The sequence below is a fragment of the Gryllotalpicola protaetiae genome (assembly GCF_003627055.1).
In the GTDB taxonomy this organism is placed as follows: Bacteria; Actinomycetota; Actinomycetes; order Actinomycetales; family Microbacteriaceae; genus Gryllotalpicola; species Gryllotalpicola protaetiae.
In genome coordinates this window covers 1630110-1646241 of sequence record NZ_CP032624.1, presented here as the reverse complement: position 1 = coordinate 1646241, position 16132 = coordinate 1630110, and the positions used below count along the sequence as shown (strand labels likewise).

The 16132-nt window shown below is 70.0% G+C and carries 15 protein-coding genes; 6 read left to right on the top strand and 9 right to left on the bottom strand.

The genetic code is table 11. From position 1 onward, the window contains the following. Positions 1–48 precede the first annotated feature (48 nt). The gene (locus D7I44_RS08050) at positions 49–2298 is read right to left on the bottom strand and encodes an LLM class flavin-dependent oxidoreductase (protein WP_120789022.1); all 2250 of its coding nucleotides are present in this window, start codon (positions 2296–2298) and stop codon (positions 49–51) included. 64 nt (positions 2299–2362) lie between these two features. Here D7I44_RS08050 and D7I44_RS08045 point away from each other — a divergent pair, with 64 nt between their 5' ends. From D7I44_RS08045 to D7I44_RS08030, 4 genes are all read left to right on the top strand, one after another. Beyond that, positions 2363–2728: a winged helix-turn-helix transcriptional regulator gene (locus D7I44_RS08045; protein WP_245980131.1), complete on the top strand. Its 366-nt coding sequence runs from the start codon at positions 2363–2365 to the stop codon at positions 2726–2728. Then, positions 2721–3413: a deoxyribose-phosphate aldolase gene (deoC, locus tag D7I44_RS08040; protein ID WP_120789021.1), complete on the top strand. Its 693-nt coding sequence runs from the start codon at positions 2721–2723 to the stop codon at positions 3411–3413. The genes D7I44_RS08045 and deoC overlap by 8 nt, the downstream gene beginning before the upstream one ends. 75 nt (positions 3414–3488) lie before the next feature. Beyond that, the gene (locus D7I44_RS08035) at positions 3489–4472 is read left to right on the top strand and encodes an SDR family oxidoreductase (RefSeq protein ID WP_120789020.1); all 984 of its coding nucleotides are present in this window, start codon (positions 3489–3491) and stop codon (positions 4470–4472) included. 76 nt (positions 4473–4548) lie between these two features. After that, a complete protein-coding gene (locus D7I44_RS08030) occupies positions 4549–5964 on the top strand; it encodes an MFS transporter (protein WP_120789019.1) in 1416 nt (471 codons plus the stop codon). 38 nt (positions 5965–6002) lie between these two features. On the opposite strand, the gene D7I44_RS08025 is transcribed toward D7I44_RS08030, so the two are convergent. Further along, positions 6003–7538 (bottom strand): HNH endonuclease signature motif containing protein, encoded by a 1536-nt coding sequence (locus tag D7I44_RS08025; protein ID WP_162940144.1) that lies wholly within the window; start codon positions 7536–7538, stop codon positions 6003–6005. Between the two features lie 118 nt (positions 7539–7656). Between D7I44_RS08025 and D7I44_RS08020 the strand changes: the two genes are divergently transcribed. After that, positions 7657–8034 carry a YciI family protein gene (locus D7I44_RS08020; RefSeq protein ID WP_220093848.1) on the top strand — a complete coding sequence of 126 codons (378 nt, stop codon included), beginning with the start codon at positions 7657–7659 and terminating at the stop codon, positions 8032–8034. Here the strand turns inward: D7I44_RS08020 and D7I44_RS08015 are convergent. The 4 genes from D7I44_RS08015 to D7I44_RS08000 all read right to left on the bottom strand — a co-directional run bounded on the left by D7I44_RS08015 (position 8031) and on the right by D7I44_RS08000 (position 13315). Next, on the bottom strand, positions 8031–9572 hold the full coding sequence (locus tag D7I44_RS08015; protein WP_120789016.1) for a glycosyltransferase family 39 protein: 1542 nt from the start codon (positions 9570–9572) through the stop codon (positions 8031–8033). The genes D7I44_RS08020 and D7I44_RS08015 overlap by 4 nt on opposite strands. A gap of 72 nt (positions 9573–9644) precedes the next feature. Continuing rightward, a complete protein-coding gene (locus D7I44_RS08010; RefSeq protein WP_120789015.1) occupies positions 9645–10646 on the bottom strand; it encodes an SIS domain-containing protein in 1002 nt (333 codons plus the stop codon). Between the two features lie 90 nt (positions 10647–10736). Beyond that, positions 10737–12059 carry an LLM class flavin-dependent oxidoreductase gene (locus D7I44_RS08005; protein WP_120789014.1) on the bottom strand — a complete coding sequence of 441 codons (1323 nt, stop codon included), beginning with the start codon at positions 12057–12059 and terminating at the stop codon, positions 10737–10739. Between the two features lie 17 nt (positions 12060–12076). Next, positions 12077–13315, bottom strand: a complete 1239-nt coding sequence (locus D7I44_RS08000; protein WP_120789013.1) for an O-acetylhomoserine aminocarboxypropyltransferase/cysteine synthase family protein — start codon at positions 13313–13315, stop codon at positions 12077–12079. A gap of 84 nt (positions 13316–13399) precedes the next feature. Between D7I44_RS08000 and D7I44_RS07995 the strand changes: the two genes are divergently transcribed. After that, the gene (locus tag D7I44_RS07995) at positions 13400–13699 is read left to right on the top strand and encodes an antibiotic biosynthesis monooxygenase family protein (RefSeq protein ID WP_120789012.1); all 300 of its coding nucleotides are present in this window, start codon (positions 13400–13402) and stop codon (positions 13697–13699) included. Here D7I44_RS07995 and D7I44_RS07990 read toward each other — a convergent pair. The 3 genes from D7I44_RS07990 to D7I44_RS07980 are packed head-to-tail and all read right to left on the bottom strand — an operon-like array spanning position 13696 to position 16117. Beyond that, entirely contained in the window at positions 13696–14334 is a 639-nt protein-coding gene (locus tag D7I44_RS07990) for a fumarylacetoacetate hydrolase family protein (protein WP_162940143.1), read from the bottom strand. The two genes, D7I44_RS07995 and D7I44_RS07990, sit on opposite strands and share 4 nt — an antisense overlap. 44 nt (positions 14335–14378) lie before the next feature. Further along, positions 14379–14840 (bottom strand): GNAT family N-acetyltransferase, encoded by a 462-nt coding sequence (locus D7I44_RS07985; protein ID WP_245980127.1) that lies wholly within the window; start codon positions 14838–14840, stop codon positions 14379–14381. Further along, positions 14837–16117: an MFS transporter gene (locus tag D7I44_RS07980; RefSeq protein WP_120789010.1), complete on the bottom strand. Its 1281-nt coding sequence runs from the start codon at positions 16115–16117 to the stop codon at positions 14837–14839. The genes D7I44_RS07985 and D7I44_RS07980 overlap by 4 nt, the downstream gene beginning before the upstream one ends. Positions 16118–16132: the final 15 nt, after the last annotated feature.

Genomic DNA, 16132 nt, shown 5'->3' with positions numbered 1-16132 from the left:
GCCTAGATAGTTCCTTCCAACTCAGGAGGCTAAGTAGCTATTCCGTATTTAGGCCACCTTTTCCTCGGGCTCGGCAGGGGCGATGAAGAAGTTGTCGCGGAACAGGCCCGTGGGGTCGTAGCGCAGCTTCAGTTCGTGCAGCCTCTCGAGGTGCGCAGGCGGAAAGGCGCGCGCGAGGGCGGCGGGACCGGTGTCGGTCTCGAAGCTCAGGTACATGCCCTCGAAGTGCGGCTCGAGGCGGCGCCACCACTCGTCGAGCCCTGACGAGCGGGTGCCGAACGCGGCGACCGAGAAGTTCGCGTCGCGCCAGCCGTACGCGGTCGCATCGGCGGGCACGTCGGCCACGGCCCCGCCGACCGCGCGCAGTTGGAAGAAGTAGCTGGCGCCCGCGTCGAGCAGCGCCTCCGTCGCGGCCGCGAATTCGGGGGTCAGGTGCTCGATGAGTCCCGAGTGGCTGAGCGGCTCGCCCTGCGCCTGCTGCGGGGAACTCTCGTCGACGAACGCGCCCATGATCTGGTCGTAGCTCGTGAGGGCCACCGACTGGTCCACGAGCGGCGCGATCTCGGCGATCGGCTGCAGCAGCTCGACGATGGTGTCGGGGTCGTCGCTGTCGACGGCGATCATGGCCTGCGCGTAGCGAGCGCCGCCCTGGCGGCCTCCCAGGATCACCGACCCGGTGAGCCGGCGATCGGATGCCTCGATGGCCTCGCCCCATCGCGTCAGGAATCCCGCGGTATCGCTCGCGTCGAACGCGAGCTGCGCGAAGCCGAGCCGGCCCACGCGCTGCGCCTCGAACTCGAATGAGACGGCGATGCCGAAGTTGGCGCCGGCTCCCCGCATCGCCCAGAACAGCTCGGGGTGCTGCGTCGCGCTCGCCGAGACGAGCTCGCCGCTCGCGAGCACCACGTCGACCGAGCGCAGATGGTCGATCGTCAGCCCGTGCTCGCGGGCGAACCAGCCGACGCCGCCTGCGGTGGCGAGGCCGCCGACCCCGACCCCGCCGTAGTCGCCGCTCGTGATCGCGAGCCCGTGGGGGGCGAGCGACCTGGCGACGTCGAGCCAGCGGGCGCCCGGCCCGATCCGCACGCGGCCGGCCGCCTCGTCGATCACCTCGACGTGGTTGAAGGCGCCGAGGTCGATGACGAGGCCGCCGCGGTTGAGCGAGCGGCCCGACAGGCCGTGGCCGGCGCTGAAGATTCCGAGGGGAAGGTCGCGATGGCGGGCGGCGAAGGTCACGGCATCCGCGACCGCGTTCGTCGTCTCCGGCCGCAGCACCAGGCCGGGCGCACCGCCGCGCAGATAGCCCGAGGTGTAGCGGCCGTACCCGGTGTCGCCCGGCTCGATGGCGCGCGCCACGAGCGAGGCGGGCAGGCCGTCGTAGTCGATGCCCGGCATCCGCTTCGCCCGATTCTGAGCAGAGCGGATGCGTGCCGCGGTCGCCGTTCCTGCCGCCGTGCGCCCCGCCGAGACACCGTCGCGCACCGCCGGCACGACCTCGCTCGCGAGGTAGCGCAGCGTGTCGGGGTCGTCGCCCATGAAGATGAAGGTGCTCACGCCGTCGTCGAGCGCGAGTCTGACGAGTTCTTCCGGGGTGCTCTGCGGGCCGACGTTGAGCAGACGCACGATCTCGCGCGGGTCACGGCCCGCCTTCTGTGCGGCCTCGTCGATCGTCGCGTTGCCCCGCTGCAGGTCGCCCGGCTGCAGGTAGGGCAGGCTCGGAAGCCAGCCATCGCCCGTGCGGCCGATGAGGCGCAGCATGCGCGGCTTGAGCGCGCCGAGCCAGATCGGGATCTCATGGGCCGGCGCGGGGCCGCGCTTCGCGCCGTCGACGCGCCAGCGCTCCCCTGCGACGCGCAGCGGGCGCCGCTCGGCCGCGTCCCACACGCCGCGGATGATCTCGATCGCCTCGCCGAGCGCGTCGACGCTCTCACCGGGGGTCCAGTCGGGGCCGCCCATCGCGGCGACGGCCTCGCGGAAACCGCCCGCGCCGAGGCCGAGCTCGAAGCGGCCGCCCGAGAGCAGGTCGAGGCTCGCCGCGCTGCGCGCCAGCACCGCGGGCGGGCGCAGCGACGAGTTGATCACGTTGCCGCTCAGGTGGATGCTCTGCGTGCGCGCGGCGACCCAGGTGAGCAGCGTCCACGTGTCGTGGAAGCTCGGCTGGTACGGGTGGTCCTGAAAGGTGACGAGGTCGAAGCCGAGCTCTTCCGAGAGCACGGCGAGCTCGACCGCGCGCGTCGCCGGCGAGTTGACGGGGGTGATGAAGGTTCCGAAGCGAAGCGGGTGACCGTAATCGGGCATGGGCCAAGCATCCGTTCTCTCATCGCGTGCCGCAATGAACGCATAAGTGACTTACGATTGGTAAGTGACCATCAATCAAGAGCTCCGCACCGGGTGGGAGCAGATCGACGACGACGAATGCCGGCGGGCCGCGGGAACGGTCGAACTGATCGGCCGCCGCTGGAGCAGCGCGATCATGCTCGGCATCGCGCGCGGGGCGGCGCGGTTCAGCGAGATCCTCGGGTCGGTTTCCGGGCTTTCCGATCGGATGCTTGCGCTGAGGCTCAGGGAGCTCGAGCACGCCGGCCTGATCGACCGGGTCGTCGAGCCGACGACGCCGGTGACCGTGCGCTACGTGCTGACCGCGCAGGGGCGCGACCTGTTGACCGCGCTGCAACCGCTGGTCCGTTACGGCCAGGTGTGGGAGAGGGCAGAATCGGAACATGACTGACTCAGGTCTCACCGCGGCGGAGGTCGCGCGCTACATCGACTTCACCCTGCTCAAGCCCGAGGCGACGCACGCCGACGTCGCCGCGCTGATCGCAGAGGCGATCGAGCTCGGCACCTATTCGGTCTGCGTCTCGCCGTCGATGCTGCCCGTGTCGGTGCCGCTCGAGGCCGACCTCAAGGTTGCGGTCGTCTGCGGCTTCCCGAGCGGAAAGCACAGCTCGACCGTCAAGGCGGTCGAGGCGGCGGAGGCCGTCAGGAACGGTGCGGACGAGATCGACATGGTCATCGATATCGGCGCCGCGAAGGAGGGCGACTTCGCCTATGTCGAGTCCGACATCGCCGCCGTTCGTGCCGCTGCGCCGTCGCCCACGGTGCTCAAGGTCATCATCGAGTCGTCGGCGCTCACTGACGACGAGATCGTGGCGGCCTGCACGGCCGCGGTCTCGGCCGGCGCCGACTTCGTGAAGACCTCGACCGGGTTCCACCCGACCGGCGGCGCCACCGAGCACGCGGTCGCACTGATGCGCGAGACCGTCGGGCCGTCGATCGGGGTGAAGGCCTCTGGCGGGGTGCGCACGATCGAGCAGGCGCGCGCGATGATCGCCGCCGGGGCCACGCGGCTCGGGGTCTCGGGCGCGCGGGCGCTGCTCGCCGGCGCGGCGGCGACGGGCGAGTCGGGCTACTAGGCCGAGGCCCGTGCACCCGGCCGGTCCGGCGCACTGCCGTTGTCGGGGTGAGCCCGCGCGACGTATCTTGATCGCATGAGCGACCTCGTCCTGGTGACGGGCGGCACGGGGTACCTCGGCGCGCACGTCGTCAAGGCCGCCCTCGATGCGGGCTACCGCGTGCGAACCACTGTGCGCTCCCTCGCTCGGGCGGACGGCCTGCGCGCCGCTGTCGGTGCCCGGTCGGATACACCGCTCGAGTTCGCCCTCGCCGACCTGCAGTCCGACGACGGCTGGGGCGAGGCGGTCGCGGGCGTCGACTACGTGCTTCATGTGGCGAGCCCGTACCCCGCCGGGCAGCCGCGGGACGAGAACGAGCTCATCGCGCCGGCCCGCGAAGGCACCCTCCGCGTGCTGCGCGCCGCGCTCGCCGCGGGTGTCAAGCGGGTCGTCATCACGTCGTCGTTCGCGGCCATCGGGTACGGCCACGGCGACCACCCCGAGCCGTACACCGAGGAGGACTGGACCGACGTCGCCGCCCCCGGCGTGACCGCGTACCAGAAGTCCAAGACGCTCGCCGAGCGAGCAGCCTGGGAGTTCGCGGCCGAGCACCCGGAGCTCGAGGTGGTCTCCGTCAACCCGGTCGGAATCTTCGGACCGCCCCTTGGGGCGGCTGATGGCACCTCCGTCTTCATCCTGCGCACCGTGCAGCGCTCGCCGATCGTGCCCGACATGAAGTTCGGCGTCGTCGATGTGCGCGACGTGGCGGCTCTCGAGCTGGCGGCGATGACGAGTGCGGATGCCGCGGGCGAGCGCTTCCTCGCCGTGTCGGGCTTCACGGGCATGAAGCATGTCGCGGGCGTTCTCGGCAAGCGGCCCCTGCTGCTGCCCGACTGGGTCGTGCGCGCGGCCGCGCCGTTCGCCCCCATGGCGCGCTCGCTCGCGAACGAGATCGGCGTCGAGAAGCGCGGGAGTTCCGCGCACGCCGGCGAACTGCTCGGCTGGCGCCCGCGCCCGCTCGACGAGACCATCAGGGACATGGGCGCCGCACTCGTCGCGGCGCGCGAGGGCCAGCCATGAGCGAAGCGGCGACTTGTTCGCCGTTTCGCGGCACGACTCGCGCCGGGCGGGGACCGGCGCGACAATAGGTACTGCCGTGTCCGAAGAATTCCGCCTCCGCTCCGTCGCGGTCGCGGCGTACGGTCCGGCGACACTGTTCGGCCTCGCCGAGGGCGCGATCTTCCCCGTCATCGCGCTGAGTGCGATCGACCGCGGGGCGACCACCTCGATCGCGGCACTGGTCGCTGCTCTGATCGGAATCGGCTCGATCGCGACGAACATCCCGTCGGGCATCCTCGCCACTCGCATCGGCGAACGCCGCGCGATGCTCGTCGCCTCGGGCATCACGATCATCGGGCTCGCGTTCTGTCTCGTCGATCTCAGCGACCATGAGCTCTCGCTGCTCGCGTACTCGTTCGGCGTGCTGCTGATCGGAGCGGCGAGCTCGGTCTACAACCTCGCGCGGCAGTCGTACCTGACCGAGATGGTGCCGCCGCACATGCGCGCCCGCGCCCTCTCGACGCTCGGCGGCACGATGCGCATCGGCGTCTTCGTCGGGCCGTTCATCGGCGCGGCTGCCATGCACTTCTGGGGTCTCGACGGCGCGTACTTCGTCGCCCTGGTCGCGATCGTGGCAGCGGCCGTGATCGTCTATCGCGTTCCCGAGCTGGAGCTCAGCGAGTCGCGGCGAGCGGCCGCGGCATCCGTCACCACCGTCGGCATCGTGAAGCAGTACCGACGCCTGTTCCTGACGCTCGGCATGGGGGTGCTGCTCTTGTCGGCGATCAGGCAGACCAGGCAGATCGTCATCCCGCTGTGGGCCGCGCATCTCGGGCTCGCCCCTTCGACGTCGTCGATCATCTACGGCGTGGCCGGCGCGATCGACGCGCTGACCTTCTACCCGGCCGGCAAGGTGATGGACCGCTACGGCCGCCGCTGGGTCGCCGTGCCGTCGACCATCGTGCTCGGCATCTCGTTCGCACTCATGCCGCTCACCCATGGCGCCACCACCCTCGCGCTGGTGGCCATGATCATGGGCTTCGGGAACGGGATCGGCTCGGGCATCGTGATGACGCTCGGCGCCGACACGTCCCCCGCGATCGGCCGGCCGACGTTCCTCGGCGTCTGGCGCGAGCTGGCAGACGCCGGCGGCGGCCTGGGCCCCGTCATCCTGTCGGCGATCACGGCGCTGGCGGGTCTTGCCATCGGCATCGAGGTGAGCGCGGTCGTCGGCTTCGCCGCAGCGGCGGCGCTCTGGGCCTGGATCCCGAAGACCGCCGGCCGGCTGCGCTCGGGTGTGGTCACGGCCGCGACAGAATCGCCACCCGCGCGAGCGACCGAGTCGAGCAAGGATGCGGCCGCCATCATCGCGCCCTCGCATGATGCCGCCGTCGGCGCGCCGACGAATCGAGCGATCGGGGCGGCGCCGGTCGAGACTGAGGCCGGAGTCGAGGCCGGCGAGGATTCCAGTGCGCGGATGTCCCGAGCGACGCCGCCGCACGGCGATGCGTAGAGCGGTCGCTGGCTCAAGGGTCGACTGGCGGCGCTTGATCATGTGCGTGCTCTTTCGGCACGTATGAGGGCTTGTACCCCGGATTTGGTGTGGAGTTGTTGGGGTGGTTTGCCTGGCCAGTGGAGCCAGTAGTCGCCGCGTTGTCTTTCGACGTGAGCGACGAAGTCGTGGATGAGTTTGTGGTGGCGTCTGCACAGCAGGATGCCGTCGCGGACTTCTGATTTCCGATGGGAGGGGTGCAGGGCCCAGGGGTTGATGTGGTGGTATTCGCTGTCTTCTGGGGGCCGGTCGCAGCCGGGGTACATGCATCCGCCGTCGCGTTTGGTGATGGCGCGGCGTTGGGTGCGGGTGAAGTAGCGCTGGTCTTTGCCGAGGTCGATGGTCTGCCCGGTTTCGTCGAAGAAGAGGGGTGTGTAGCCGCGGTCGCAGATCATGCGGAGCGCGTCGGTGGCGGTGATGGCTTCGTCGCGTCCGTCGAGGAAGGCGATGCCCTGGTCGGGTCCGTCGCAGGTGAGGCCGAAGGCGGGGCCAGGGCAGCTGGTGTGGTCGCCGGCGTGGTGTTTGGACAGCACGTCCTGTGCGGCGCGGGCTTTGCGCAGCTCGGTGGTGGTGACGGCGATGGTGACGTGGGGCTCATGCGTCTTGAACAGGTCGCCGGTGTCGGTCGTGACGGCTCTCTGAATGAGGTCGATGACGGTGTCGGCGGCGAGCTGCTCGTTCGACCGGGGATCGTCTTCCAGCGTCTTGGCGGCGGCGATGTCGTCTTCGGCGGTGAACCGGGGTCCGCCGAAGCGTGGGGAGAGGAGCTGTTTGACCGGGCCGTAGAAGCGGGCGTCGGATTCCGGGTCGAGGTCGATGTCGTAGTGGACCATCCCGGAGTGGCGGATGAAGCGCCGGAAGGAACGCTGCGCGTAGCGCTGTTGGGCTTCCTGCGCAGCCGTGTGCGTGTCCAGGGATGCCCTCATGCGTTTGGCGGCGCGGGCGAGGCCTTCTGGCGACCATCTGCCGGTCCAGCAGTCCCGGATGAGGTCGAGGGTCGCGCCGCGCCAGGCGGGCTCGAACCCGGGCCGTGGGACGCGGAGTCCCTGCCGCAGGCCGTCGGCCTGGGATGCGGTCAGCCACCCATGTTTGAGCGCGACCGCGATCGGCGCGTCCCATGCCCCTGCCACAGCCGCGAGGTATTCGATTGTCTGAGGCGGCTCGGGCGGCGCATCGGGAGCATCATCGGCGCCGAGCGAGGCGTCGGGTTCGGCCTCTGCCGCGGTCTCGAGCATGCCGCCGACGCGGATCAGCCGGGCGGCTTCGCCCCGCTCGATGCCCACGAGGTCTTGCAGGAACCCGGCGCCGTCTGTGAACCCGTTCTTCTGCGCGAGTCCGTCGGTGCCGAGCTCGCGGGCGGATTTGCGGTCGATGTCGGCGGCCAGCAGTGCAATGGAGGAGCCCACCGCGGAGCGGATGCCGCCGAGCACCCGTGCCGCCTCCGCTTCCTCAGGTGCAGACAGGGAGCCGAGGTCGGCGGCGCACGGCAGCGCCGAGGTCACTACCGTGGCCAGGGAACGCAGCGAGTCGAGCACCGAAGACATGCCGCCAGGCTAGAACCCACCACCGACATTCAACGCTGAATATCCGAATCTGTGTACAACTCCCCGAAGATCCCCTTGCGCTGGGGAAGATCCGCCCCATGATCATCACGTGACCACCAGTGACGAGCAGATGCTCGACAACCTGAAGCTCGCGCGTGCCTATGCGGTCGTGATCCTGCGCAAGAACCCCGAGTCGACGACCACCGACCCTCGGCCCATCGTCTGGGAGCACGGCCGCCGCAACTTCGACCTCCGCGAGCAGGGGCTGCTCAACGTCGTCCTTCCCGTGAGGGACGACAGCGACCTCGCCGGTATCGGCATCTTCAACACCACACCCGATGAGGCGAGGGACATCATGAACGAAGACCCCGGCGTGCAGGCCGGTCTCTTCACCTTCGAGGTGCACGAGGCGCGCGGATTCCCCGGCGACGGGCTGAAGCCCAACAGCCGCATAGGCGCCCCGCCGGCACCGCCCAGCGTACCCTAGGACCGATCGACCCCGTCGCGGTCGAGCTCGAACACGAGATCGGAGTGCAGCCGCCAGTGCCGCACAACGCGATAGCCGGATGACTCGAGCGAAGGCACCCCGCCGACATCCAGAACCCCCTCGTGCGGGAAGTCCGCCTCGACGGCGAAGACCGTTCCGGCCGTGAAGCGGTGCTGCGCCGCGGCATCCTCGATCGTCATCAGCTTGTCGGCCCACCCGTCGCGCTGCGTATACGGCGTGACCAGCTGCGGCACAGACACGTTCCGGAAGTCCGCGGGGTACAGCCGCCACGCATTCTCCGGACGCCGGCTCGACCGTACGACGTCGTCGAACGCCGCCTGGTCGCCCGGCCGAGCGTTCGCGGCGATGACCGCGCCCACCTGCGCCCAGTCGCTGCCGTTCTGGGCGAACGGCCCGCGCTGCGCGACGAACACGGGCACAGAAGCGCCGAGCACGAGCACGAGGGCGGCGACTCCGGCGGGTTTCCACGACCGGAACACGGCGTCGACGACCAGCGCGAACAGCACAGCTACGGCAGGCCCGGTGAACGTCAGATACCGCGGTGTGTAGTTGTGGAGCGTCGAGATCGTCCCGATCAGGAATGCGCTCGGCAGGCCCGCCCACAGCACCGCCAGCAGCCCGAGTCCGCGGTCGAGCGCGCGGTCGCGGCGTACCGCGCAAAGCAGCACAGCCACGAGCAACATCGCCCAGCCGAGCACGGCGAACCATCCGCTGCCGCCGAACCACTGGTTCGCCAGCCACGCGCTCGGCGGCACCGCACGGTGCGCGAGGAAGGCGACCTGATGGCGCTCAAGAGCGCCGAAGAGAATGACGGGGGATGCCAGCACCAGCGCCACCGCCGAAGACAGACCCCAGCGCCGCAGCTGCGACGACCGGTGCCGCCCGGAGATCGCCGCAAGGCATCCGACCACCACGATCAGACTGCCGACGAACAGGTTCAGCGCCGTGCCCGTCCCGCAAAGCACCGCGAACCACGCCCACCCGACCCGCGCCGGTACTCGTTCCCGCAGCGCAAGAACGGCGACGATGACGATCCAGGTGGCGAAGGCGGCCGTCCACGCGTAGCCGCGCGCCTCGACGCCTGCGAAGTTCAGCCGCGGCAGCGCGACCGCGAACGCCCCAGCGAGCAGGGGCAGCCGCCACGAGCGCGAGAACAGACGCACGAGCACGATGACCCCGGCGACCGTGACTCCAGTGGCAAGAGCGGAAGGGAACCTCAGCGAGAACGCGCTCGCCCCGAACAGCGCGACCCACACGTGCAGCCCCGCGTAGTACATCGCGTGCACGGCATCGACATGGGTCACCTCGTGAAGGAACGACGGCAGCGGCCGCTGCGCCGACAGCGCAGACGCGGCCTCGTCGCCCCACAGCGACGGAATCCACGACCCCACGGCAGTGACCAGCACCGCGACCAGCCCGGAGACGCCGGGCACCGCGACCGCCGGCGTGCGCAACCACGCGCGCAGCCGGAATTCCTGCGCGCGTGTGACGCGTCCCGACCCCAGCGCGATGCTCATGCCGTAACGAAACCAGGGCTGGTCGAAGAATCCGTTAAGGAAATCAAGGAGCGGGCAGTGAAGACGGATGCCTCACGAGACGTGCACAGCCGGCTTTCCGGCGTTCCACAGCGAGTCCGCGTTCCAGCATCCGACGATGACGTCGTCGGGATTCTGCCCGCGGCGCTCGGCGAAGTGCGCTGCGAGCTGCTGCAGCCGCACGGTGAGCGAGAACTGCGCGTAGAACGGGTCGGCGAGCGGTCGCTCATCCTCGATCGTGACGACGTGCACGCCCTCGGCGTGCGCCGCCGCGGCAAGCCCGTCGATGAGCCCGTCGGGGTCGGCGGCCGGCTGCAGGGCGATGAGCGTGTCGGCCTCCGTCAGCGGCGCCGCGCTGCCGTGCAGCAGGGTCTCGGCGTCGTACGCCTCGGCCAGCACCCGCGCTGCCTCGCGCAGCTTCAACGCTCCCTCGGCCGCGGTGATCGACCACGGCCCGGAGCCGACGAGGGCAGCCGCGCGCGTGGGCACGCCGATGTGCGCGACGTCGGGCGCATCGATCGCGGACTGCACGCGGTCCGCGGCGTCGAGCAGGGTGAGGGACGCCGGCCTGATGCTCGCTCCCCCGCGCACCGCCTCGATCCCGTCGCGCAGCCGCGCGACCACGGCGAGCGACGCGAGGTAGCTCACGGTGTAGGTCTCGCTCGCCTCGGCCGGCCCGGCGATGATCGCCTCGGGCCAGTCGGCGCCCGCACCCGTGATCGAGACGAGCGGGGTGCCTGCGGTCAGCGCGTCGGCTCGCGCGCGCACGCTGTAAGCCGTCTGCCCCGTGTGGCTGATGACGACGATCGCGTCGCCCGGTCTGGTCGGCGGCTCCCAGCGGGCGAGGCACGCCGACGACATCGCGACGGCGTCGATGCCGCGGCGGCGCAGGTGCCATGCGCCCAGCTGGGCGGCGTGCAGGCTCGAGCCCGTGCCGATCATCACGAGACGCTGCGCATCTGCGAGAACGGATGCCTGCTCAGCGAACGACGAAGCGGCGAGCTCGCGCAGCACGCGGGCTTGAAGCCCGATGGATCGGGCGAGCTTCGTCTCCATGCCTTCGAGATAAGCGGAAGCGCCCACGCGTTCCAACCGACTCCGAAAACCAGGTCGATGAAAGCGACGAAAACGGTTGCTGAATACTTGTCAGAACTCGGTGAGGTTCGCGCGCAGGTTGCCGTCGCCGTACTCCGTGCGCAGCAGGCCGCGGTGCCTCAGCTCTGGCACGAGCTGGTCGAGGAAGCGGTGCACGGTCGTCGGGTGCAGGTCGCCCGAGAAGATGAAGCCGTCGTTGTCGGCGACCTCGCCGAACTCCTCGATGTAGTCGGCGATGTCGCCTGCGGTGCCGACCCAGCCGGTGCGGTCCGCGGCGCGCCCCTTGCGGGCGTGCCGGTGCAGCAGCTCGCGCAGGGTGTGGTTCTCGAACGCGTCGGCGCCCGCGAGCAACCCCTTGATCGACCCGCGCGACACGTGATCGCCGAACACCTCGTCCGGGTTGACCGGCTGGTCCCAGTCGAGGCCGGTCAGATCCGTCTCGAGATCCGAAGACTGGCCGAGCAGGATCGCCTGCAGTTCGGCGTCGCTCGGGTTCGCGCTCGCTGCGACGACCCGCTCGACCTCGTCCCTGCTCGCGACGATCTCGGGCTTGAACACGAAGAGGGTCTTGATGTCGGAGGCCGAGCGCCCGGCATCCGCCGCCGCATCGATGACCCGCTGTCGGTAGCCGGCCACAGACGAGACGTTCAGCGGCGCGAAGGCCAGCTGCACCTCAGAGTTGGCGCCGGCGAACGCGATGCCGCGGGGGCTGCCGCCGGGCGAGACGATGACCGGGTCGCCGTCGTCGAACGGGATCGCGTTGAGCGGACCCGTGACGTCGTAGTACTCCCCCTTGTGCTGGAACGGGTCGATCTTCGACCCGTCGGCGAAGTGCCACGTCTCGGTGTCGTTCAGGTAGGCGCCCTCGCCCCAGCTGTGCCAGAGCTTCGTGACGACGTCGAGCCATTCGGACGCACGGTCGTAGGCGCCGTCGTGCGCGAGCGGCGGCACGCCGAAGTGGCGGCTCGACGCGACGTCCGTCACGACGTTCATGCCGTACCGCCCTCCAGACAGGTGGTGCAGCGTCGCCGCCTGCCGGGCCGCGAGATACGGCGGCGTGGCGACCGGGTTGATCGTCGGAGTGAAGCCGAGGTGGCGGGTCGCGTTGAGCAGATACGGCACGAGCAGCAGCGGGTCGTGCTTGGGGCCGCCGTATGCCTGGCGGGTGCGCAGATCGATGGTCGACGGATTCCCGATCGAGAGCGCGTCCTCGAGGATGACGAGGTCGAGGCCGGCCTGCTCGAGCTGCTGCACCGCCTGCACGTACAGCTCGGGGCGGTACCACTCGTAGCCCCAGCGGTAGTCGGCGCGCCCCCACGCCTGCGGCCCGAAGCCGCGCGAGAAGAACCAGCCGAAGTGCTGCAGTCGGGTCATGAGGAGATTCTTCCCGATCAGTCGGCGACGAGGGCCTGCTCGAGGTCCGCGATGAGGTCGCTCACGTCTTCGATGCCCACCGACAGGCGGATCGTGCCCGGCTCGATGCCGTTCTCGGCGAGCTCGGCGGCGGTGAGGTGGATGTGGGTGGTGCTCGCCGGGTGCAGGATCAGCGAGCGCACATCGCCGAGGTGCGTCATGCGGCTCCACAGCGTGACGCCGTTGATGAGCGCCTCGGCCGCCGGCAGCCCGCCGCGCAGCGTGAACGCGAAGACCGCGCCGTAGCCGTTCTCGAGGTAGCGCTCGGCGTTCGCGTGGTACGGGCTCGAGTCGAGCCCGCTGTAGTCGATGGATGCCACTTCTGGCCGGCTCTCGAGCCACTGGGCGACCTTGAGCGCGTTGCCCGACTGCTCGCGCATCCGCAGCGACAGCGTCTCGATGCCGTGCTGCAGCAGGAACGCGTTGAACGGGGACAGCGTCGGGCCGAAGCGGCCGGCGAGGCTGCGCGCCTTCTGGGTGAAGGTCTCGTCGTTCACGGTGTGACCGTCGGCGAAGGCATCCGTCAGATACTTACTGCCCGAATCGACGATCGCGCCGCCGATCGCCGAGCCGTGGCCCGAGAGGAACTTGCTCGTCGAGTGCACGACGAGGTCGGCGCCGTGCTCGATCGGGCGGATGTGGAACGGCGTGCCCAGCGTGTTGTCGACGATGACGGGCACGCCGTGCTCGTGGGCGACGCGGGTGACGAGCTCGAGGTCGGGCACGTCGTTGCGCGGGTTCGGGATCGTCTCGATGAACACCGCCTTGGTGTTCGGCTGGAACGCGGCGGCCAGTGCCTCGGCGTCGTTCGGGTCCGTGGCGAAGGTGGCGGTGATGCCGAAGCGGGCGAAGTCCTCGCGCAGCAGGCCCCGCGTGCCCTCGTAGATCGAGCGGGCTGAGACGACGTGGTCGCCCTGCTTGAGCAGTGTGAGGAACGCGATGGTGAGCGCGGCCTGGCCGCTCGCGACCGCGAGGGCGTCGACGCCGTGCTCGAGGCCGGCGAGCTTGCGCTCGACGGCCGCGATCGTGGGATTGCCGTAGCGCGTGTAGTAGTAGCCCTCCGACTCGCCGGCGAAGCGCTCGCGCGCCTGGTCGAAGTCGTCGAACAGGAATCCGTTGCTCAGATAGACGGGGGTGATGCGCGCGCCGTGGCCGCCGTCCGGGCGGATGCCTGCGTGCACCTGCTCGGTCGAAAAGCCCCATTCAGTGTTTCCCATGGTGGCTCAAGTTTCGCGCCACGACGTGGGAGGAGCCTGCTGTGTGTCCTGCGGTTACGCAGGTGGGAACAGCAGGATGGGGTCATGTCAGTCGTGAAGATCAATGCCATCGAAGTGCCTGAGGGCGCAGGGTCCGAGCTCGAGTCGCGGTTCGCCGCGCGTAAGCACGCGGTCGATTCCGCCCCGGGATTCGAGGGATTCCAGCTGCTGCGCCCGATTTCGGGTGAGTCCCGGTACTTCGTGGTGACGACCTGGACTGACGAAGAGTCGTTCCAGGCGTGGCGAGACAACGGGGCCGCGGCCGCGCACGGCGGTGGCGCCGGCGGTTCGCGGCCGGTCGCGACGGGTGCGAGCCTTCTCGAGTTCGAGGTCGTCGAGCTCTAGGCGACGGTGAAGGCGATCTCGCCGAGGCCGTCGGCGCGCATCGCGTAGGTGCCCGGAACCAACGGGATCGGCGGGGTCAGCATGCCCGTGATGATGACCTCGCCGGCGCGAAGCGTGCGGCCCGCACTGCCGAGCACGGCGGCGACGTGCTGCACGAGCTCTCCGTAGGGGGCGGTGGCCGTGGTCGGCTCGGCGACCTCGGCGTGGGTCTCGCCGTTGACCAGCACCGTGACGGGCGGCGGGGTCGAGCGGAGCACGCGCTCACCGAAGATCACCCCGTGCTGGAACACGTTGATGTCCAGCGCGGCGACGGCATCGTCCACAGGGCCCGGCAGGTCGACCAGCTCGAAGGCGAGCGAGATGTGCGAGACGGCGGCGGATGCCTGCTCGGGGCTTGCGCCAGCCGGCACATCGGCCCCGAGCCAGACCGCGATCTCGGGCTCGAGCTTCGGGCCGACCCAGTCGGAGACGTCGATGGTGGCACCCGACTCGAGGCGCGCGTCTGCGAGCAGGCATCCGACCAGGGGCGCATCGATGCCCGCCGTGGCCATGCCGCTCGCGCTCGCCATTCCGATCTTCCAGCCGATCGCGGTGTCGCCGCGCTCGGCGACCAGCGCGGCGAATGCTTCTCTCACGTCGGCTCTCGCCCAGACACCCATGCGGTCACCGTACCGGGCGGTCAGAGCGCGAGGGTGAAGTAGACGCTGTTCGGGTCGTCGGTGTAGTCGGCGAAGGGGGCCGAGATGAGGAATCCGTGCTTGGCATACATCGCGCGGGCTGGGGCGAAATAGTTCTCTGCGCCGGTCTCGAGCTTGAGCTCGCGGATGCCTCGCGCTCGGCACTCCGCCACGATCGCGCCCAGCACCGCACTCGCGACGCCACGCCCCCGCGCGGCCGCCGAGGTGCGCATCGACTTCAGCTCGGCGAGGCTGTCGCTGTGCTGTTTGAGCGCCCCGATGCCGAGCAGCTCGCCGGTCTCGGCGTCGCGCGCCGACCAAAAGGTGATGCTCGAGTGGGCCAGTGCCTCGGGATCGAGCGCGTGCACGCTCTCGGGCGGCGAGGTCGCGAACATGTCGCTGAGGTGCTCGTCGAGCAGGGCGAGCACGTCGGGCGCCTTCGGGTCGTCGATCGCGATGATCACGCCGTCACCTCTGAGCGACGGGGCCGGCGCATCGCGAACCACCACGCGGCGAAGGCGCCCACGACGAGCACCGCCGCGAACCACCCCACGGCGGAGATGACTCCGACCGCGGCGCCGAGAACCCCGAGCGTCACCCCGCCACCGGTGCGCAGCCCGGAGGCGAACATGCCGTAGACGCCGAGGGTGCGCCCGCGCTCCCCCGCCGGCGCCTCCAGCTGCACGACGCTCTGCGTGATCGACAGCGAGGCGATCTCGCCGGCGCCGGCGAGCACGAGCGCCACGATCGCAAGCGCATAGTTCGCGGTCAGCGCGAACCCCAGTATCGCAGCCCCGAACACGATCGTCGACAGCACGGCCGCGCGCAGCGTCGGTCTGATGACGCCGGTGGCCTCGAGCAGGAATCCGCCCACCACACCGCCGAACCCCATTGCGAACAGCAGCACGCCATACGTGAGATCGCCCGACGATCCGGCGCCGAGCCGCGCGGCGAACGCCGGCATCGACGACTGCAGGGCGTTGCCGATGGTGACGGCCGTGAGGCCCGAGATGATGATCATCGCGATGATCAGATGATTCGAGCGGATGCCGCGCAGCACCCGCAGCGTGTCCCGGAACCCCACTCGTGGCCTGCCTTCGACGACGGCGTCGCGGGTGTGCCCGGTGAACTTCGTGCGGAACATCAGCACCGTCATCGGCAGATAGAGCAGAACGTTCACGAAGATGCCGCCGGTCGGGCCGAGCCACAGCAGCAGTGCCGATCCGACGACCGGCCCGAACAGGATGCCGAGGCTCTGGAACGTCGCGTTCAGCCGCACCGCGCTCGGCAGCTCGTGCCGTTCGACGAAGTCGTGCAGCATGAGCTGCTCGGCCGGGCCCCAGATCGAGCCGGCCGTGCCGTGCAGCACGAGCAGGATGCAGGCCGCCCATACGGTGAGGCTGTGCGTCAGGAAGAGCACACCCCACACGGCCGAGACGAGCATGAACAAGCCCTGCGCTGCCTGGATCAGCCGGCGGCAGTCGTACTTCTCGGCCAGAGTGCCCGTCCAGACCGAGAGCAGCAGGAACGGCAGCCAGTGGCTGATGATCTGGAAGCCGACGAGCGCCGGCGAGTGGAAGGTCTGCCAGAGTACCCAGTACGTGATGACGTGCTCGGTGTTGTCGGCCATCATCGACAGCCCCGAGGTGAACAGGTACGGTCGCGAGTCGCGATTGCGCAGGGCCGCGAAGCGGCGCGGTACCGAGACGGGGCCGGATGCCCCGGGTGTGCTTGCGTCCATGCCGGCCTCCCTCCT